Below are 19620 nucleotides of genomic sequence, written 5' to 3'. Positions count from 1 at the left end.
GCAAATTAAACAAAGTCTTTTGTGGTTTAAGTTAGCAAGCATCAACAAGACTCACTTGCGATTCTAAGGTCATCAAAATTCCGTGGCGAGGTCGCAATGTAAACATTGGTTCCTCTTCAACAGGATGCCCTGGTACTGAATGTAGACGGTATTTTTGGGCTATCATGGCTACAACCAACTGCATTTCGGTCATCGCAAATATCTCGCCAATACATTGGCGTGGCCCGCCCCCAAATGGGAAGTAGGCATAGCGTGGGCGTTGAGCAACTTGTTCCCGTGTAAAACGTTCCGGGTTGAATTCTTCGGGGTTTTCCCAGAAGGTTGGTAGACGTTGCGTCACATACGGGCTGACCATGATCAAGGAGCGAGCTGGGATGTGATAGTCGCCTATTTGGTCAGACTCTAGATTAGTGCGAGTGAAGACCCAAGCACCCGGATAAAGCCGCATCGATTCTTCGATAATCATCCTGGTATATTTTAAGCTTGGTAAATCCTCCAAGGTTGGGGTACGCCCGTCTAAAACACGGCTAATTTCCTCTTGCAATTGATATTCTACGCTTGGGTTTTGAGAGAGCAAATACCAAGTCCACGCAAGAACGGCAGCTGAAGTTTCAAATCCACCGGTGAAGATTGTCATAATTTCGTCGCGCAGTTGCTTATCGCTCATTCCCTGACCAGATTCTTGGTCATAAGCATCCATCAACATTGAGAGCAGATCATGCGGAGATTTGCTGCCTTCTCGACGTTCCCGAATGATCCGATAGATAGCAGCATTCAAGGTTTGCATCGATTGTTGAAATCTGCGGTTTTTGGGCGTGGGTACCCACAAAGGCAACTTGATTACTGCCCAGAGTTGGCTACTAAGGTATTCATATGCCGTGTCCCAGGCTTGATTGAGTGGATCAATTTCGTCATTAGAATCGATGCTTAACAAACTCTCCAGAAGGATTGTCTGCGCTAATTGCATCATCTCTGCAAAGATGTCGAGCGGTTTATCTAAGCCAATGTTGCGCCAATTCTCTAGCATCTGAGCGATGTTTTTGGTCATTAGGTTGACCAGTGTGCTGACTTTCTGGCGGTGAAAAGTTGGCTGCATAAGATGCCGTTCGCGCCGCCAGGATTCACCTTCTTTGACTGCTAAACCATCGCCAATCACCAGCTTGATTGCTTGGAAGTTTTGACCTTTGATGTAGTTGCGACTGTTTTCTTGCAGAATGTATTTCAAATGATCTGGATGAGCCACTAAGTAAAGCTGTTGAGAACCCATCGCTCCCAGATGGACAACATCACCATATTGACGTACAGCGTTACTTAGGAACTGAAGTGGATTTCTCAGCATTTGTGGAAGGTTGCCGATGATTGGATAACCATGCGGGCCAGGAGGAGTTTTAGGCTCTCGTAGAGAAGCAGCTTGCCCGGAGGCATCGTCTGCCGAAATATTCTGTTTTAGCATCTTGTTTTTGTCCAACCTCAGTCTAAGCTAAATAAAGTCTCTTTCAGGGCTTGGACAATCTGTCCTCCATTTGCGATATCCTCTGCGATCAAGGCGATGTGTTCATCTAGGGGTTGTTCATGGTCGTTCCAAATGTAAGGGCGTTCAGGTGAAGGTTTTTGTCCGACTACATCGCGCACCGCCGTATAGAGATTTTTAGTTGCGGGTGACAGGGTAACACGGGCATCATAATGGTTAGCAACCAGGTAAGTACGTAAATCAACGGCTTGCACCCCAAACATCAGAGCGATCGCCATATATTGTTGAAAGATTTCCACGCTTACACGCGCTAAGTTGGCAGACGCAAAACCTTGGCTGTTGATATTTTGGTTATATTGTTCAGCGTGAGTAGGAAATCTGTCAGTTATGGAATTGCCATAGAAGGTCAACAAGGGCATAATTGAGTTTCCAGTGATTTGCAATCCTTTCAATCCCATGTTGACGTTGCGTTGTTGGTTACCTACTAAAGATGGTGGCAGTCCATTGTTAAATTCCGGTGCTACTAAGTAAGCTATTTGTACATCCAAGTGTTTCGCTAATAACCCTATGTAGTAACGTAGCTGATCCATTCCTACACCAATGTACTGTCCTAAGAAATTGCCACCATGATAACTGGCTTGGTTTGCTACATCGATAAGTGGGTTGTCTGTGACAGCATTAAGTTCTACTTCAATTTGTTTTTGAATCTGCTCTACACCATCAACAATCGGCCCCATATACTGTGCCAAACAGCGCAGCGAATAACGGTCTTGAATGGGGTTTTCACCGCGATAGTCATGAGAACCATCTAACTCATCGCGGATTAAGCGTGAGCCAGCAAGCAGGTCGAGCATTTGAGCAGCAGCCCATTTTTGACCTGAATGAGGTTTGAGCTTATGAATAAATGGGTGGAATGATTGATTAGTACCTCTCAAACCTTGGATAGCTAGGGCGTGTGAACCCATAGCCAGTGCTAAGAGAATTTTGGTGTCATGTAGGCAGTTAGCTGCAATACCTGTCATAACTGAAGTGCCATTCATCATTGCTAACCCTTCTTTTGGAAGTAGTTGCAATGGCTCTAAACCCAGCTTCTTTAACGCAGTTGGCGCGTCCATTTCTTGGCCGTTAAAGTCAACGGTATAGCTTGGAGCTAGACCAATCAATGCTCCAGAAATATAGGCTAAAGGCGTTAAATCGCCACTGGCACCGATTGAGCCAAATTCATATACATGAGGAGTGACACCAGCATTTAAAAACGTTTCCATGCGTTGGATGAGTTCTAAACGGATGCCAGATGCACCATGCAAGTGGGAGTTGGCACGTAAGAGCATGGCAGCACGCACATCAGCCAACGGTAATCTTTTTCCTGCTCCTACCTTGTGATACCACATCAGATTATTTTGCAGCAGGGCGGCACATTCACGGGGGATTACGACGTTTGCCATGCCACCAAAGCCACTAGTGACACCGTAAATTGGATCTCCCGATTCAACTGCATTATGAATGTAGTCACAGGATGCTTGCACACCCTGCAACACATCAGGATGATCGTTTAAGCGTACTAGAGTACCATGACGTGCTACACTAACAACTTCGTTTATTGTCAAGTTGCGGTTGCCCACAACTACGGTTTTGTCTAAATTACCAAACAGGGATGATGAAGAAACAGAGGTTGTATTTTGGCGTAGGGATGCTGTGTTCATCTTGTAGTTTACTTGTCCTTTTTTGTAGTTATTGACACGTTCATGATTCACTTGTTCAAGTGTGTGCAGTGGAGGGAATTGGAGCCAACTTTGGCGTTGCAGTGGTGTTATAGTTTTGAGTCCAACGACCAAAGAATTGTCATAAAACAGCCATTTCCTGCATTAATAATTGCTCAAGTCTTTTCAGTGTGAGAGGCCCAGTCCCATCTGAGAGGGTTTTGGGTGGTTTTGGGTAAACTTTAATCATTAAAGAATCTGTAGCAGATGCGATCGCTACCATTAGCATCATTGGTACGAATTCTAAAAAGTCAGTGGCATGGCTGAAATTAAACATGATGGGCAAGTAAATGAGCAATCATAGTACTAAGATTGCAGACATATCAATGGTAGTACTTGTATACTATAGAGTGAAGGTGCGAATTCCCCGTTCTCACAAAATCACATTGGGATTGCCTGCTGCCAAAATGTACTTAGATGACGCTCAATTTCTGTTAATGGGCTGTCAAATTTCATAACGGCAATCATGAATTAAAATTTTTCCTAAATCGGGAAAATAATGATTAGTGGTAGGCTTGACACTATGTTAGTTATATCATCTGTATGATATGCATATTTCTCTGGTACATTTGAAATGAGTTTGGATTTTTATGCATATTGATCACTAAAACTTGTTCATAATTACTAATGCGTAAATTAGGCTTAATTCAAAAAACAGAAGAATCAGTTAGAGAGCTTTAATCAAAGATAAAACCAGAAGGCAAACTATCTTTCTCTTTTCATACTTTAAAATATTTCAGAATTAAAAACAATAACTAATTACGTTAAAAAAACTAACAATTATTGTCTTAGCTTTGGTGAATATCGTATTTAATAAAGCTGCAATGCGCCTTTGCCTTTCTCCAAGCTAGGGGAGTTGCCCCGTGATATTGGCGAAACTGGCGAAAAAAATGAACTGGATGTTGATACCCCACCAATGTAGCAATCTGTTCCACTCTTTCTGAAGTTCCTACAAGTAAGGAACGTGCTGCTGCCATTCGGCGCTGAATAATCCAACTTTGTATAGTTTGTCCAGTTTTATGTCGTACTAGTTTAGAAAGGTAACTAGGAGAATAACCTACTGCCAGGGCTATGTCATTGAGACTAATCTGTTGGTTATAATTAGCCTCAATGAAATAAAATACTTTTTTCAACTGGGGGTCAGACGGAAAAATCAATTGAGGTGTATTCGGTTTCGTAATCTCAATTTCGGGTGATTTTAAAAGTGGCTGGAACTGTGCAGCATACCACTTTTGGAGCGAGGCTTGTCTTTCCAGACGAGATATTATCGCTCTCAGTAATTCCTCTGGTCTACAGGGCTTAGTGAGATAGTCATCAGCTCCGAGTTCCATGCCTTTGCGAATGTCAGCCTGAGTCACTTTGGTTGTGACAAAAATCAACAAGATCATCGCTGTGATAGGGTTTTGCCGCAGCGCTCTTAAGACACCATAACCATTAAGTTTTGGCATTAGAATATCGCTGATTATTAAATCGGGTAAGTGCTCTTGTGCCCGCTCAATACCGACAAGGCCATTTTCTGCACCTATCACATCGAATCCTTCTTCCTCCAAACATTTTAAAAACATATTACGGGCTTGATTTTCCGTATCAATAACCAAAATCTTTGTCATTATCTTTTCCTAATATTTTGTGACTAGATGTTTGAAAATGAGCAAAGTAGGAAGTAGAATACCAGAGAAGTATTGAAATCCATTTCTCTTTTAAACTAGAGGTTTATCCAAACGATTGTTCTTAAGAGTAAAAATAGTAAAAACCATTGAGGATTAATCGGCTCGATCTGACTTTTGTAACGATATATCTAGCTACAAAATCAAATTGCACCATTCCGGATTGTGTCTAATATTTTTGTATGGCGTAAGTAAGTCGGCAGCGATCGCTGGCTAATAGTGAAAAAATCAAGCTTGAATGCTTGAAAGTGCATACCCATATTTAATTGCTTTTGTCAATGTGTAAGTTTTATATTTAAGTATTACTCAGTTTTATTTTTCCGGTTTTATGCAAAGCTAAGATTAAAATTTACATTCATTTACAATTAGATTGACGATGTTTTTTCCACTTTATGAAAGTTGTATTGTCACATCTAGTACCCTTAAGGGTACTCTTGAAAAATCAGAGTCTGTGCCAAGCCAGGGCAAACGCAGTAATCATTTCCCCAGGCGTTGCCAATATCGCCTCCAGCGCGGCAATCTTCCGTATCAGCTTCCCCCATCATTTTTTTCAACCAGTTCCGGGGTAAGGCTCATTCCATAAGTATCCTGTATGCGGAATTTCTCATACTCCAAAAGCCCCTCTGGCTTCAGGTAATCTTGAGGTAGTGGTAAATATGCCACTACCACTCTGCCATCAATACGCCAATTACGGAAATATGTGTACACCGTCTGCCATGCCGGGAAATTCTCAGGTAGGTCTCGCCACTTGCAGCCTTGAACCAGTACATAAAAAATGGCGTTTAGCACTGCCCAGATTTCTACTTCTCGTGGACGACCACCAGATTTAGCCACAGGGATCAGGGGTTCAATTAACTCGAATTGACTTTGGGTCAGGTTACTAGAGTATGCTTTACTCATCGCTCTCAATGGTGCTGTATATACGTATCTACAGCTTATGCCCTGAGAGCTTTTTTTACTCAACAGGGAACTTTTCAAACAACCTCTTAAAATAGAAATTTTCCGTATAATAAAGAGTTAGTCTACGCTTTTTTACCTACATAGGTTTTGAGTCGACTGAGGTACAACAAGATATCTGAAATTCTTACATGGTAAAGTTTCTAATGTACCTCATCCATGTCAGAAACTCTGTATTAGTTTTTCAATTTTTTGAAGGAAGGGAAAATGAAGAAGTTCACCTCTTTGATTATTGTCGGGGCAGTATTGTCGATTAGTGCGCCGGCGTTTGCTGAGAGTCGTGCGGTTAATATCAGTATTGGCAGTATTGGTGGTTCCTTAGATAATGCTGCTTTGCGAACAATTCGCCAGGTTATCGGGTTTGGGGTCGCCACTGGCACTGTCGATAAATTCATTGTATTTAGTCCCAGGGTGGGATCTCCTATTCCCATCGAAGGGGGTTTATCTGCTTGTGCTGAAGCTGGCTTCGGCATAAGCAATACAAAATTTAATGCTTTTATCCAAGAGTTGCGTTCAATTAATCCCAAGCCAGGGACTTTCTACAATGTAGAACCTACCGCAAGCTGCAAACAAAAATAAGAATATCGTTTGCACTCAAGCGTGATATATTCTCTCATTTGTGTCAACAGGCGATCATTAAATGTTGATCTGACCAAGATCAAAGCAAAGGTCGTTTGTTGACGAAAAACAACTCATGCCTAAACTTTGCATAATGATCCCGTATAGCGATCGCAACAATTCTACTCGTCTGTAATACAATGCAATGTCGCACAATTTTTATTATCCTAAAAATTGTGCGACATTGCGTAAATATAAAATTTTCTAATCATAACTACGCGATTGCCCAGATAATAAAAACCTCCATAAACCATTGTTTACCCTGGCTACTGGTGATGGGTTACTAATCAAAGAAAATCTGGGACGGGGCAAGAATGCAATATTAGTCGGGCATTGTTAATTTTCATGTATTGTTTGATTCTTATTCCTTTTCCCCCTTTCCTGATAATAGTTATTAATGCTACATTTCCTTTACTTGCAATGCTTAGAGGAAATTTATGAACAAAGGTGAATTAGTAGATGCTGTAGCAGCAAAGATCAACATTACAAAAAAGCAAGCCGATGAAGTTATTAGTGCTTTTTTGTCAGTTGTTACCGAAGCTGTAGCTAATGGTGAGAAGGTAACACTTATAGGGTTTGGCTCATTCGAGCGACGCGAACGCTCTCAACGTGAAGGACGTAATCCCAAAACCAATGAGACAATCACGATTCCAGCTACCAAAGTACCTGCATTTTCTGCTGGTAAACAGTTTCGGGAAAAAGTAGCACCTTAAACACTAGTGATGCATTTACTTTACTAGTACAGCGCGGCGGAAATATACAACCCATTCCAAATCAACGAAACGCCTATGCTGCATTTATTTTGACTTTTGACTTTTGACTTCCGCCTTGCGGTACTAGTACCAATTCAATGGTTGCAAAGTTAGTGTTCGCCCTACAGCCCTTCTTGTCAGAGCAAGGACGAGCATTAGTACATCAGGGTTAGGGACTCCAAAAAATAAATTATCCAAATTTCTGAACTCAACACTACTGTTTTTCCCCCTGCTCCCCTGCCCTAAATGCGTACCCCTCTGGGAAAGCAAGCTACGCGTAGCGTCCCGCAGGGATGGGATATTTTTTTAGTTGAAAGTCCCTTATTGTCCGAATCCATCTCAAATCTTATCTGAAGACTGTTGCTATAACCTAAATGAATACCCAAACACGCTCCAATTCTCCAGATATTTACTCGATTTTGAGTCAAACTCAACGCTTGCGAGTAAGTGATGGAGAGATTAAACCCGTTTTAGATGGTTGCTCGAATAGTTCAAAGTTGCTCGTACTTATTTGGTCGCAGTTGGGAGATTTTGATAATTTAGAATACGCTTGGTGGCTGCGAAAAGAAAAAGAAAAGATTCAAGCAAGAGGAATCACAATTCGCGCTATTGGAATTGGAAACCGCAATTCTGGTGTCAAGTTTTGTGAATATACAGGATTTCCTCAAGAATGGCTGTTTGTGGATACAATAGCTGAAATTCACGCTTTTTTAGAGCTTTATCGTGGTTTATCTATACAATTCCCAACGCTATCAACGTCACAAAAAGCTTGGCTGAATTTAATGCTAATGTGTGCTGGGATTGGTAGTCCCGGAACTCTGAAGGAAGTTTTTCGGGGTTATAAAGGTGATTATAATGCTCCTCAGTTAATTGCTGATGAGGAAGTTGTGACGGGTACACCTTTACCACCAATGAAAGGTTCATTTTTCAACGCTGCTGGAGGAAAAGGTTTTCAGCGTCCTTTTGAACTAGCAACCCTGCGCCTGAGAAACATGACTGAAGTTTTGAGCAATTGGAATACTTATGTACCAGATTCATCTTATTTGACACAACGGGGAGGGACTTTTCTATTTGATTCTCAAGGAAAATTAATTTATGAACATCGCGATCGTGGTGTTCTTGGTTTTGCGGAAAATATGAGCAATCCCTTATCTTTTTTATACAAGTAATTCATTGTCATTAGAATTAAAGAGTTGAGAATCAAATATAATGCAATACAGCTCAGTTAAGGCTAAAACCCTGTTACCAAAGCCAATTTTTTAAAAGCGGCTTACCCCAGGCTACCGCCGAGGCGCAGAGAGAAGAAAGAGATGTTTAACCCAAGCGTATTGAAATATAGTGAGGATTTGTACCCAAACCGGAAACATCCCAAAGCTTAGATTATACGAAAAACACAGAATGGATGTATGTCTGCATTGAAGGGGCTACGCTTACTCCCGCATTTCTCACAAAATGGTAGGGGCGGGTTCACGAGATATTCGTGAATGATTGAAGCATATTTATTTGTGAACCCGCCCCTACAGCCTCTAGACTTGGGTTTCATAAATTTGGTGAAAAATCCGGGTTACTGCCTGCACCTGAAAGGCAAAGCGGAGAGAGCCTTTTTTAAAGCTGGCAAGGCGCTGATGGAACTTGGCGATGGGCAGTAAAATACTTTTCAAATAACCTCTTAACGGGAAAATATACTTACAATCTAAGTATTAATTATATTATATAAGCGAAATATTACTGTGATTTCGTAAAGGTATTTATATATAAAGAGTTCATTTCAGAGAATCTACGGTAACAAAAACCAAAGCGATCGCGGTACTTTAATTTCAATAAACTTTACCTTATCAGGTTAAAAAGCTCAGAAAGGGTGACAGATATAGAATGTAGAAGCCTAAACTTTTATTCTGTACTAGCCTAACGCTAGTACAAGAAAGCTCTGACAAACGCCGAACGTGTTCTCATGAAGAGTATGAGAAGCCACACTATAAACGTCTGTATTTCTACTAAAGGTGCTTAAACTTAAAGCCTCTTGCTTTATTACACTTTAGACTTTGGTGAGACTTGTGCAGTGTATAGGTTTTTATGATGGAATTTTTAAATAATTTTTTCTCTACTAGCCAGTTTATTCCCCACGGACATTGCTACCTCTGGAAACCAGAATTGGTTTGGTTGCACCTAGTTTCAGATGTATTAATTGGACTTGCTTATTATTCAATTCCAGTGATGTTGGTTTATTTTGTCCGTAAACGGCGAGATATACCTTTCGGCTGGATGTTCCTGATGTTTGGCACATTCATCATTGCTTGTGGCACAACCCATTTAATGGATGTGTGGACGCTTTGGTACCCTACCTATTGGCTATCAGGGTTAATTAAAGCTATCACCGCTTTCGTCTCCGTATTGACAGCTATAGAACTTGTGCCATTAATACCCCAGGCACTGGCTCTACCGAGTCCTGCCCAACTAGAGACTGCAAATTCTCAACTAGCAAAGGAAATTACAGAACGTATACGGACTGAGGAGGTGTTGAGGGAAAGCGAGCAACGCTGGCAATTAGCTTTGCGCGGCAATAATGATGGAATTTGGGACTGGAATGTTAAAACCAATGAAGTTTTCTTCTCGGCTCGCTGGAAAGAAATGCTCGGTTATGAAGACCACGAAATTTCTAACCATTTAGATGAAAGGCTGACACGAGTGCATCCTGATGATCTTAACTGGGTGACACAAGCAGTTCAAGATCACTTTGCTCAAAAGACACCGTTTTACATTGCTGAATATCGAGTTATATGTAAAGACCGTACTTATAAATGGATTTTAGATCGAGGTCAGGCACTGTGGGATGAAAACGGTAATGTAGTGCGGATGGCAGGCTCACATACTGACATCACTGGGCGCAAGCAAGTAGAGGAGGCATTAAGTAGCCTACTTTACCAACTAGAAAACAAAGTTGAGCAACGGACAGCAGAGTTAAAAACAATTAATCAATCACTACAAGCAGAAATTACTGAGCGCCAGCGAATAGAGCAAGCGTTGCGGGAAAGCGAACAGCGATTCCGGGCTGCATTCCATCAAGCTGCTGTTGGCATCGCCCATGTAGATATAGATGGAAGATGGTTGTTAGTTAACCAGAGGCTTTGCGATATTGTTGGTTACACACTCGAAGAACTACAGTTGCTAACTTTCCAAGATATTACTCATCCAGATGATCTTAACGCCGACCTGAAATATGTTGACCAGGTTTTAGCAGATAAGATTCAAACTTACTCAATGGAAAAGCGCTATTTCTGCAAAGATAGCTCCATAGTTTGGGTTAATCTCACCGTATCTTTAATGCGTGAACCTAGTGGAGAGCCAAAGTATTTTATTGCTGTGGTCGAAGACATTACCGAACGGCAAGCCGCGCAGCGCGATCGCAAGCAATGGGAGGAGCAAATCAAAGCATCACTCTTAGAAAAAGAGGTGTTATTAAAAGAAATTTACCATCGTGTCAAAAATAATTTACAAGTTATTTCTAGTCTGTTAAGCTTGCAATCTGCTTATATCAAAGATAAAGACGATTTGGTAATATTCAAACAAAGCCAACAACGGATTGCGTCAATGGCTCTAGTTCACGAAAAATTGTATCAGTCACAAGATTTAGCAAAGATTGATTTTGGTGAATATATCCGAGATTTGGTAGCCAGTTTATTTAGTGCATACGAAGTCGATGAAGATGCGATCGCTCTGACAATAAATATCGATGAGCAACTGTTTCTAGGCTTAGATACAGCAATTCCGTGTAGCTTAATTATCCATGAGCTTGTATCCAATTCATTAAAATATGCATTTACAACAGATATAAATGGTACGATTTATATCGGTATTCAAAAAAATCATGACCATCAGGTTACACTGGTAGTTAGTGATAATGGAATTGGTTTACCATCAAATTTTAATTTCAAAAATATGGCCTCTTTAGGTTGGCAGTTAGTAGATGCCTTAACCAATCAACTTGGAGGAAATCTCCATATAACAGGTGCTAGTGGAGTAGAGTGCCATATGGTATTTACATTAGGTTAAAGATAAAATAACTACAAGATGGCAAACGCAAAAATTTTAGTTGTGGAAGATGAAGCTATTGTTGCTAAAGATTTACAGTATCGACTTATAAAATTCGGTTATACCGTTCCTTTTATCGCTTCTTCAGGAGAAGAAGCAATTAATAAAGCAGTAGAAATATCCCCTGATTTAGTACTAATGGATATTAGGCTAAAAGGATCAATGGACGGTATCGAAGCTGCTCAACAAATCTATAAGCGTTTAGATATTCCAGTAATTTATTTGACTGCTTATGCAGATGAAAATACATTGGAACGAGCTAAGATAACTGAGCCGTTTGCCTACTTAATCAAACCTTTTAAAGAAAGAGAACTACAAACAAATATTGAAATAACCCTGACTAAACATGGTTTAGAAAGGCAATTAAAAGTAAATAAAAAATGGTTGGATGCCCTTTTAAAAAGTATCAGCGATGGTGTGATTGCTAGCGATATGCAAGAATTGATAACCTTTATGAATCCTGTCGCTGAAAATCTCACCGGATGGAAACAGCAAGAAGCTTGTGGCAGAAATTCATCAGAAATATTCAATATTGCTAATGCAGAAACTCATAAATCTATTGAAAGCCCGATTGTAAAAGTCCTTCAAGATGGGATTATCGTCAGTCTTCCAGCAGAAACTATTCTAATTACTAAACAAGGTGAAGAAATACCAATTGATGACAGTGCTGCACCAATTAAAGATGATCAAGATAATATTACAGGCGCTGTGTTAGTTTTTCGGGATATAACTGAGCGAAAACGAGCGATTGAGGCGCGTCAAAAGCAAATTGAACAAGAGCAACTTGTAGTGCAATGGCAGGAGATAAATCAACTTAAAAATGACTTTTTGAATTTAGTTTCGCATGAACTGCGATCGCCTCTGACTAATATAAAGTTAATGATTCAAATGATACAATTATCTCCTGGTACTGAGGAAGCTCAACGCTATCTAGAACTGATGGAAGGTGAGTGCGATCGTGAGCTAGAATTAATTAACGATCTACTAGACTTACAACGGCTGGAAAGCTCATCTTATCCAGTTATTACACCTGATGCGTTGCTCTTACAACAGTGGTTACCTTGGGTTATTGAGCCATTTCAAATCCGTGTTCAAGAACATCAGCAAACTCTACAGTTGAATCTCCCTTCAAATCTCCTGCCATTGTTCTCAGATGGTATTAGTTTGGAACGAATCTTAGTAGAATTGCTCAATAATGCCTGTAAATACACACCTGCGGGTGGTGAAATTGCCCTAAGCGTACGTTACAATTCCTTGGAAGCACCCGCAAAAACTATTATTATTGTCAGTAATTCAGCAGAAATTCCGGTAACAGAGCTACCACGAATATTTGAGAAATTTTATCGCCTCCCCAATGCAGATATCTGGAACCAAGGTGGTTCGGGATTAGGTTTATCTATAGTAGAAAAATTAGTCAAACAACTGCAAGGAAGCATTCAAGTAGAAAGCGGTAACGGCTGGACGACATTTACTGTCATATTAACTGATTTATAGCTTTTAGGTTCCATGAAAATTTTATGGATTTTCTGTTATAGATAGGTTGCTAAAAGCTTACATCTATCTATACGAGCCTACAGGCAATTTATATGCCATAAATATTTTTGCAAATGGTATGAGATAATTAATCAAAATTATTAAATCAAAAAAAATGTCATCAATTATATCTTCCACGCCTCAGGGTTTTAGTGCATTTATTACTAATTTGGGAATACGAGATAAAACTGATGATTTTGTATTTATTAAATCATCAGTTCCTTGTGTTGCTGATGGAGTCTTCACTCAAAGTCTTTTTGCCGGGCCTAGTGTTACTATTAGCCGCAATAACTTAAAAGATTCACAAGCACAAGCAATTGTCGTTATATCTAAGAATGCAAATGTAGCTAATGGTTCTGTTGGCATCGCTGATGCTCAAGAGGTTGTGCAATTAGTTGCAGCTGAAACTGGAATTGCTGCACATAACATTGTCATAGCTTCTACAGGTGTAATTGGCAGACGTTACCCGATTGAAAAAATCCGGGCGGGTTTATTAGGATTGGGGAAAAACTTGACTGATGCTGATTTTCATGCCGCAGCTCGTGGAATTATGACCACAGATACAGTACCAAAATTAGCTACACGGCAAATAGGCAATGCCAAGCTAGTAGGAATTGCCAAAGGTGTTGGCATGATTGAGCCTAATATGGCTACCCTTTTAACTTTCTTTTTTACTGACGCTGCAATTTCTCCAAATAGCCTTCGTGCTATTTTTCGCTCTACTATAGATAAAACCTTTAACTGCTTGAGCGTAGACACTGACACTTCTACCAGTGACTCCGCCGTGATTCTAGCTAATGGTTTAGCCGGTGAAGTTTCAGAAGCAGATTTTGGCAGTGCATTGCAAGAAGTTGCACAAGAATTGGTGTTGAAAATTGCTAGAGATGCAGAAGGTGCTACCAAAATTATTCAGGTGACTGTAGATTCAGCGATTAATTATGCACAAGCTAAAACAGTAGCTAAAGCAATTGTGAATTCACCATTAGTAAAAACCGCCGTTTATGGAGCAGATCCAAATTGGGGGCGAGTTGCTATGGCTATAGGCAAATGCGAAAATGAACAGCAAATAAATCCAGAACAAGTTGTTATTAGTTTTGATAATGTAAAAGTTTATCCTAATAGCTTAACTAATCAAAATCTGGAACAGTTGCGACAAATTATGTCCAAAGATAAAGTAAATATCCACGTTAGTCTCAATATTGGTAAAGCCTCTGCAACTGTATGGGGTTGCGATCTTTCAGAGGGTTATATAGAAATTAATGGCAAATATTCAACTTGATTAACAAGAAGAGATACTTCATTAAAACCCCACCCCGCCAGCAGTTTTGTCGCATATGTTATGCCGTAGGCTAATATCATGTCCGCATAATTAGTTACGATTCTCACAGTCATTGCACCCCACCCCCAACTCTTCCCCGCTCTTCGGGAGGGGAGAAAAAGCGTAGCTTTGGCGGGGTGGGGTTCTTCGGGTTTAATAAGCAATCAACCGGACATGATATAACGCACCATCCCAAATTTTTGACGCTTTATAAAAAGGTGTCGAGAAAACCTACTCTTTTTAAACATGGGATGAGAGACACCCCGACGCTGTTGACCGTTAACAGTTAACAGTCAACCGGGTGGGATGAGCTTAACTACAGATGAATAAGTGGCGCAAGTACATTAAGACTTAACTGCTTTGTCAAAAAAGTTGACCCAAGTAGTTATCATGTATTATATTGTGTTACATTAATGATGAGTTAAATTAAAAAGACTTCCTAGCCATTACCGCACTGTGAAACTAAAATTACCATTTGTACGTAATTAGTTGATCTTACGAGAAAATTTTTTAAAATCTCTTACTTAACACAAAATAACTCGATTAATGCTGCACAACTGACAAATATGGATTTTGACTATTTTAGAAGTAATGAAGGCACTCCTACAAATAATACCCGGCAAAGCTTGCTTGCTAGCGGTTGGCGACCGTTTAACCGAGAATTAGATTGGGGGTTTTTGTGGCAACTGTTGTATAGTGACTCCCGCGAATTAACTCAAAAAAGTTTGAATTTAGCAAGTAATGTTGCTGATGTTTTGGGACGAAATAATTATGCTTGGTGGGCTAATTTATTAAATGTTGTATCTGATAATACCCGCTACGAAGTTGAAAAGTTTTGGAATTACATCACACCAGATCCTCAATCACCGGATCATCGCTACAAAGATGTTTTGAGTACGGAAACGCCAATCGTTCAATTTGTCAGCCGTAGTAGTATCCCCATTGACTACGTTCTTAACCGACTGCAAGAAATTACTGTATTACGAGTTTTACGTGTGTTGGGTAATCCCGATATTATTACCCAGTATTACTCAGAAAGAGATTTTTATTTTCCTATAGATAAATTTGTTAACTGGGAACGTTTAGATGTTATCAATACTGTTTATGCTTACTGGTCGAAGAATGACGTTTGGTTGCAAATTGATCCTTATGATCGCGGGCGACGACAATATACTATAATGGCGAAAAATCTAGCGCCGCTAATTAACAAAGCGACTTACGACTTAGCAGTTATGTTGAGTGGATATCAAAGTCGTGTAGGCAAGGTTCACAGTCAATTCCCCATTCGCACATTTCCGGCAGATATCCAAAGTTTTACTGATTCTGTACAACAAGCGATTCTTAATCAAAACCAGTTAGCAGTTGTTGTACATGGACAACCAGGTACTGGTAAAACGGTCTGGACACAGGCAGTAGCAAAAGAAATTCTTGTACCTTTAGGGTATGTAATTTTTATTTTAGATCATGATGCGATCGCTAACTTTGTCCCACCGACTTATATAGAGCGTATTTGTATCGTTATTAACGAAGCTGATAATCTAGCGCAAAATCGTGCTTCCGAGGTAGCTCAATACAATAACAAAACCGAACACATTCTGAGTTTACTGGATGGCACTTTGTATCAAAGTGTAATTGATGAGTCTGGGATTCAGATGCAGCAACGATTAGTTGTCTTGATGACTTGCAACACTACTGAAAGATTAGATCCAGCCATGTTACGTAAGGGTAGGGTGGATTTAATGTATGAGTTTACGCAGCTATTTATTTGAATTGGGTAACTGGTTACACTCCGAAGCTAAGGGATAATAGGAATATAAACACTGCTTGAACCTGATTTCAGCAATTTTGCCAAAATTTTACCTGTTTTTGCGATACAAGTTGATGCTCTTTGCGCCAAGCTTGGGGAGGTAAACCGTGATGTTGGCGAAACTGGCGAGAGAAATGAGACACATCCTGATAGCCCAATGCTTTCGCTATCTTCTCGACTGTCTGATCATCATTTTGGAGTAGAAAACGAGCTCCCGCCATCCGGCGTTTGACAATCCAGCAGTTTACAGTCTCTCCTGTCTGCTTTGCTACTCGGTTAGTTAAGTAAGCAGGTGAGTAACCAACAGCAACAGCCACATCACACAAAGTAATTCCTTGATGATAATGGGCTTCGATAAAGTCGAAAACTTCTTTTAATTGGGGAATGTAGGGAAAGATTGACTTAGGAGGGATCATGATTTCTGTATCAGGGGCTTCTCTAGTAGAGGTTTCTGTACCAGAGGCTGACGCTCCTAACGTCGCTACCGCTTCTCTACGAGAGGCTTCTGTACCAGAGGCTTCGCCAACGCCAACGCTATTGCCAACACTAACGTTAACACCTCCAACGATCGCTGTAGTATTATCTGCAAATACTGATTTTGGAGCTTTCTCAGATTTCATAGCCCACCAGTATTGGAGAGTAGCTTGCTTTTGCAAGCGAATAGCGATCGCTCTGAGCAATTCATCTAGTGTAGAGGGTTTGGTAAGATAGTCGTCTGCTCCCAATTCCATAGCTTTGCGAACATCTGCTTTAGTACTACTGCCAGTCAAAAAAATGAAGGGAATAATTCCTGTAAGGGGATCTTGGCGTAGCGTAGTTAAAACGTTATAACCATCCATATCTGGCATCGTGATATCGCAAATCACTAAGTCGGGTATATGCTCTTGTGCTTGTTGGATACCAGCAACACCGTTGTTAGCACCTATCGTATCAAAACCTTTAGCCTCAAGACCTTTTAAGTAAAGATTGCGGGTAACGTTATCATCTTCAATAACGAGAATTTTCTTTGGAGATTCGTACATAATTTTTTATTACCATAACTTTTTGCAGAAGCTGCTTACTATACTCTTTGGTGAGTATGTAAATAGGCATGAGATAAATGACTTCGTTCCGAGAGTTATGATTGTTAAGTACTAATTAACAACTATTTTAATTTCAACACTCATAACTCGGAACTATTAAACTCTGATTTGCTTAATGGCAACATTACGGTAAACGTAGTGCCTGCACCAACTTGACTTTCTACAGAGACTTGACCGTGATGTAAATCTACAAGGGTTTTAAGGATCGATAACCCTAATCCAGTACCAGGTATACTATCAATATTACTACCACGGTAAAATGGCTCAAATATTCGTTGTTGATCTGCAACTGAAATACCGATCCCTTTATCTTTGACCTGAAAAATTACTTTCTCATTTTTGCAAGAAAGTTTAAAATCAATTGCAATATTAGAGGGAGAATACTTGATTGCATTGTCGAGCAAATTATTTAAAATCGGCTCTAAGAGTTTTTTATCAATGCAGGCTGTTAAAGAGTTATCTTGACTTACAAAATTAATCGGAATTTGGCGAACACTCATCTGCATTTGTGTAACTACATCATTACAGAATTGAACTAACTCAAGTGGTTTTGGTTCACAGTTTATTTTTGCTGCTTCTGCTTTAGAGAAGAACAAAATATCATCCAACATCTGGCTGAGTTGTTCGGTAGCTTTTTGAATGTGATCCAGTAGTGGTTGTATTTTCTTTTGTGTACGTTTGTCTACTTCTTCCTTTAGTAAACTATTAGAAAATGAAACAATATTCAATGGTGTCCGGAATTGATGGCAGACCATAGAAAGAAAACGCGCTCTAAGTTCGCTAAGTTGTTTTGCTTGTTCTAAAGCTTGGTTAAGACCTAATTCTGCATATTTGTAATCGGTAATATCTATGCCTGCAACCATTTCTACTGGTTTTCCACCAAAATCTAGCCCTCCATCTAGCATTACAACCGCACAAGCTAGCCAGCGCTCTGTGCCGTTTTTTGTCAGAATACTCATCTCTTGATATTCAAAGTTAGCTGCTTCACCCTGCTTACGTATTTGTCTGCGTTTTTTACTTTTAATCAGTCGGCGAATATCAAAGCCTGTTAATAGTTCCTCTTTTGTGTAGCCAGTAAGTTGCTCTACTGCTGGATTTATATAGCAAAGCCGCGCACCTTGAATCAAAAAAGTGCTGGTATCTGTCGTTTCTGCTAAAGTCCGAAATCTAACTGCGTTCAGCCGTAATGCTTCTTCAGTCCGTTTCGATTCAGTAATGTCCCAAATGCTCCATACTCTACCAATAATTGTCCCTTCCAATAAGTGGGGCTTAGAGTAATGTGCAAAAACTCTCCCATCTTTCAACTCTAGAATGTCGTAGCTCTCGAAATCAGATTGGCTAGATACTTCCCAAATCAGTCGACTAAAAGCTTGTGGATCTTTAAGTTGGTTCTCAAAAAAAGCTTTACATCGAGGACATTTTTTAGATAGTATTAGGGATTCTGGTATTTGCCACATATCGACAAATTTCTGATTTAAGCTCAGAATATCTCCTTCGAAGTTAACTGCAACAATACCAATTGCAGTAGATTCGAGAGTAGAACGAAGTAAAGAAAGAGATGTTTCTAGTTCTACTTCTTTTGCCTTGAGTTGATAAAATTCCTGTTGCAAATTGTCTTTAGCATCCCTTAATTCATCAGTCCACTTTTGCACGCTCAGTTCTACTATTTCATCACTTATCTCACGAGCAAAAGCACAGCCAAATTCCATATTTTGTTGTTTTACATGACTAATGGATATTTCTGCTAGAAATATCCGACCTCCTTTTGCCCGGTAGCGAGATTTAAAGGTAAGGGAACTCTGTGAGCTAATATCTGACCAATTGTGTAGAGAAAAATCTACGTCTATATCATGCAGCCTCATGGAAAGTAATTCCTCACGGGAATACTCAGTCATCCGGCAAGTGGCATCGTTGACGTAGAGAAACTGTGCGTTTTCTCCTAAACAGAAAGCAGCATCTACAGAGTGATTTATTAGGAAGTGAGCAAACTTCATCTCTACTTCTGGTTGTAGTACCGATTGATTCTTTGATCTAGCTAATGTATAGTCGCCAGAATTCATATTCCTACTTCCTCCTGGTAATCAATCAGTACCATAGCCATTAACGAGTTAATAGTCATAACTTACTAAAATCTTTAGGACACCGTTAGGCTATTAAAAAATAAGATTAGTTAGTAAATTAAAAAATATTACTAATCAGGTTCACAAAACTTATCATACCAATAAATAGTGAATTATTAAACTAAATTCTCCTAAAAAAAAACTAAAATATTCAAAATTTATTATTTACCTAAACAGTTTTTTATAGTTACACAAACTTTAGACAAATCAAATCTAGATTAGTCGATAAATCTTATTAGATAAGAGTTCAAAACTCTTAATCTATAAAATAGAAAATATATCTTACATTTAAACTAGACCTGCACCAAAGCTAGCTAATGCACCAACCTAAAATTGCTGGGTTTTGAGCTAGGAAAGGTTAAAGGATACGAATTTTTATCCTTTAACCTTTCCGCAACTAAGGACTTTGGCGAACTACTGGTGTAGAGTCGTTTGATTATCAGCAT

At 39.7% G+C, this 19620-nt stretch carries 15 protein-coding genes and 1 pseudogene; 8 read left to right on the top strand and 8 right to left on the bottom strand.

The window, feature by feature from the left end; translation table 11 throughout:
• Positions 1 to 31: 31 nt before the first annotated feature.
• From H6G96_RS09705 to H6G96_RS09685, 6 genes and pseudogenes are all read right to left on the bottom strand, one after another.
• Entirely contained in the window at positions 32 to 1453 is a 1422-nt protein-coding gene (locus H6G96_RS09705) for a cytochrome P450 (protein ID WP_190911253.1), read from the bottom strand.
• 17 nt (positions 1454 to 1470) lie between these two features.
• Positions 1471 to 3174 carry an aromatic amino acid ammonia-lyase gene (locus H6G96_RS09700; protein ID WP_190911252.1) on the bottom strand — a complete coding sequence of 568 codons (1704 nt, stop codon included), beginning with the start codon at positions 3172 to 3174 and terminating at the stop codon, positions 1471 to 1473.
• 139 nt (positions 3175 to 3313) lie between these two features.
• Positions 3314 to 3508 carry a hypothetical protein gene (locus tag H6G96_RS41225; protein WP_242063217.1) on the bottom strand — a complete coding sequence of 65 codons (195 nt, stop codon included), beginning with the start codon at positions 3506 to 3508 and terminating at the stop codon, positions 3314 to 3316.
• Between the two features lie 511 nt (positions 3509 to 4019).
• Positions 4020 to 4841 carry a DNA-binding response regulator gene (locus H6G96_RS09690; RefSeq protein WP_190911251.1) on the bottom strand — a complete coding sequence of 274 codons (822 nt, stop codon included), beginning with the start codon at positions 4839 to 4841 and terminating at the stop codon, positions 4020 to 4022.
• A gap of 479 nt (positions 4842 to 5320) precedes the next feature.
• On the bottom strand, positions 5321 to 5443 hold the full coding sequence (locus tag H6G96_RS42330; RefSeq protein ID WP_277932905.1) for a hypothetical protein: 123 nt from the start codon (positions 5441 to 5443) through the stop codon (positions 5321 to 5323).
• Positions 5444 to 5570: 127 nt separating this feature from the next.
• Positions 5571 to 5798: pseudogene (locus tag H6G96_RS09685) on the bottom strand (transposase); the annotation flags it as partial.
• A gap of 264 nt (positions 5799 to 6062) precedes the next feature.
• Between H6G96_RS09685 and H6G96_RS09680 the strand changes: the two are divergent.
• The 8 genes from H6G96_RS09680 (at position 6063) to H6G96_RS09645 (ending at position 15934) form a co-directional block, all read left to right on the top strand.
• Complete coding sequence (locus tag H6G96_RS09680; RefSeq protein ID WP_190730369.1) at positions 6063 to 6434, top strand: hypothetical protein; 372 nt, start codon at positions 6063 to 6065, stop codon at positions 6432 to 6434.
• 476 nt (positions 6435 to 6910) lie between these two features.
• Positions 6911 to 7186 (top strand): HU family DNA-binding protein, encoded by a 276-nt coding sequence (locus H6G96_RS09675; RefSeq protein ID WP_190911250.1) that lies wholly within the window; start codon positions 6911 to 6913, stop codon positions 7184 to 7186.
• Between the two features lie 413 nt (positions 7187 to 7599).
• On the top strand, positions 7600 to 8394 hold the full coding sequence (locus H6G96_RS09670; protein ID WP_190911249.1) for a peroxiredoxin-like family protein: 795 nt from the start codon (positions 7600 to 7602) through the stop codon (positions 8392 to 8394).
• Positions 8395 to 8709: 315 nt separating this feature from the next.
• On the top strand, positions 8710 to 8874 hold the full coding sequence (locus tag H6G96_RS09665; protein WP_190911248.1) for a hypothetical protein: 165 nt from the start codon (positions 8710 to 8712) through the stop codon (positions 8872 to 8874).
• Between the two features lie 424 nt (positions 8875 to 9298).
• The gene (locus H6G96_RS09660) at positions 9299 to 11275 is read left to right on the top strand and encodes a PAS domain S-box protein (RefSeq protein WP_190911247.1); all 1977 of its coding nucleotides are present in this window, start codon (positions 9299 to 9301) and stop codon (positions 11273 to 11275) included.
• 18 nt (positions 11276 to 11293) lie between these two features.
• Entirely contained in the window at positions 11294 to 12808 is a 1515-nt protein-coding gene (locus tag H6G96_RS09655) for an ATP-binding protein (protein WP_190911246.1), read from the top strand.
• A 154-nt stretch (positions 12809 to 12962) separates the two neighbouring features.
• Positions 12963 to 14126 (top strand): bifunctional glutamate N-acetyltransferase/amino-acid acetyltransferase ArgJ, encoded by a 1164-nt coding sequence (gene argJ / locus H6G96_RS09650; RefSeq protein ID WP_190911245.1) that lies wholly within the window; start codon positions 12963 to 12965, stop codon positions 14124 to 14126.
• Positions 14127 to 14731: 605 nt separating this feature from the next.
• Complete coding sequence (locus H6G96_RS09645; RefSeq protein WP_190911244.1) at positions 14732 to 15934, top strand: AAA family ATPase; 1203 nt, start codon at positions 14732 to 14734, stop codon at positions 15932 to 15934.
• Between the two features lie 67 nt (positions 15935 to 16001).
• Here H6G96_RS09645 and H6G96_RS41220 read toward each other — a convergent pair whose 3' ends face one another.
• Both H6G96_RS41220 and H6G96_RS09630 read right to left on the bottom strand, forming a co-directional pair.
• Positions 16002 to 16997: a response regulator gene (locus H6G96_RS41220; RefSeq protein ID WP_347242206.1), complete on the bottom strand. Its 996-nt coding sequence runs from the start codon at positions 16995 to 16997 to the stop codon at positions 16002 to 16004.
• Positions 16998 to 17134: 137 nt separating this feature from the next.
• Complete coding sequence (locus H6G96_RS09630) at positions 17135 to 19114, bottom strand: scytonemin biosynthesis sensor histidine kinase (RefSeq protein ID WP_190911243.1); 1980 nt, start codon at positions 19112 to 19114, stop codon at positions 17135 to 17137.
• Positions 19115 to 19620: the final 506 nt, after the last annotated feature.

This window comes from Nostoc sp. FACHB-892 (genome assembly GCF_014698795.1).
Taxonomy (GTDB): Bacteria; Cyanobacteriota; Cyanobacteriia; order Cyanobacteriales; family Nostocaceae; genus Nostoc.
This window is presented reverse-complemented; position numbering and strand designations above follow the sequence as displayed.

What these genes read in the sequence shown, in the direction of transcription:
- H6G96_RS09675 (WP_190911250.1), top strand. Translation starts at nt 6,911, where the DNA reads ATGAACAAAGGTGAATTAGTAGATGCTGTAGCAGCAAAGATCAACATT.
- H6G96_RS41225 (WP_242063217.1), bottom strand. Translation starts at nt 3,508, where the DNA reads ATGTTTAATTTCAGCCATGCCACTGACTTTTTAGAATTCGTACCAATG.
- H6G96_RS09680 (WP_190730369.1), top strand. Translation starts at nt 6,063, where the DNA reads ATGAAGAAGTTCACCTCTTTGATTATTGTCGGGGCAGTATTGTCGATT.
- H6G96_RS09645 (WP_190911244.1), top strand. Translation starts at nt 14,732, where the DNA reads ATGGATTTTGACTATTTTAGAAGTAATGAAGGCACTCCTACAAATAAT.
- H6G96_RS42330 (WP_277932905.1), bottom strand. Translation starts at nt 5,443, where the DNA reads ATGATGGGGGAAGCTGATACGGAAGATTGCCGCGCTGGAGGCGATATT.
- argJ (WP_190911245.1), top strand. Translation starts at nt 12,963, where the DNA reads ATGTCATCAATTATATCTTCCACGCCTCAGGGTTTTAGTGCATTTATT.
- H6G96_RS09655 (WP_190911246.1), top strand. Translation starts at nt 11,294, where the DNA reads ATGGCAAACGCAAAAATTTTAGTTGTGGAAGATGAAGCTATTGTTGCT.
- H6G96_RS09630 (WP_190911243.1), bottom strand. Translation starts at nt 19,114, where the DNA reads ATGAATTCTGGCGACTATACATTAGCTAGATCAAAGAATCAATCGGTA.
- H6G96_RS09700 (WP_190911252.1), bottom strand. Translation starts at nt 3,174, where the DNA reads ATGAACACAGCATCCCTACGCCAAAATACAACCTCTGTTTCTTCATCA.
- H6G96_RS09665 (WP_190911248.1), top strand. Translation starts at nt 8,710, where the DNA reads ATGATTGAAGCATATTTATTTGTGAACCCGCCCCTACAGCCTCTAGAC.
- H6G96_RS09670 (WP_190911249.1), top strand. Translation starts at nt 7,600, where the DNA reads ATGAATACCCAAACACGCTCCAATTCTCCAGATATTTACTCGATTTTG.
- H6G96_RS09705 (WP_190911253.1), bottom strand. Translation starts at nt 1,453, where the DNA reads ATGCTAAAACAGAATATTTCGGCAGACGATGCCTCCGGGCAAGCTGCT.
- H6G96_RS09690 (WP_190911251.1), bottom strand. Translation starts at nt 4,841, where the DNA reads ATGACAAAGATTTTGGTTATTGATACGGAAAATCAAGCCCGTAATATG.
- H6G96_RS09660 (WP_190911247.1), top strand. Translation starts at nt 9,299, where the DNA reads ATGATGGAATTTTTAAATAATTTTTTCTCTACTAGCCAGTTTATTCCC.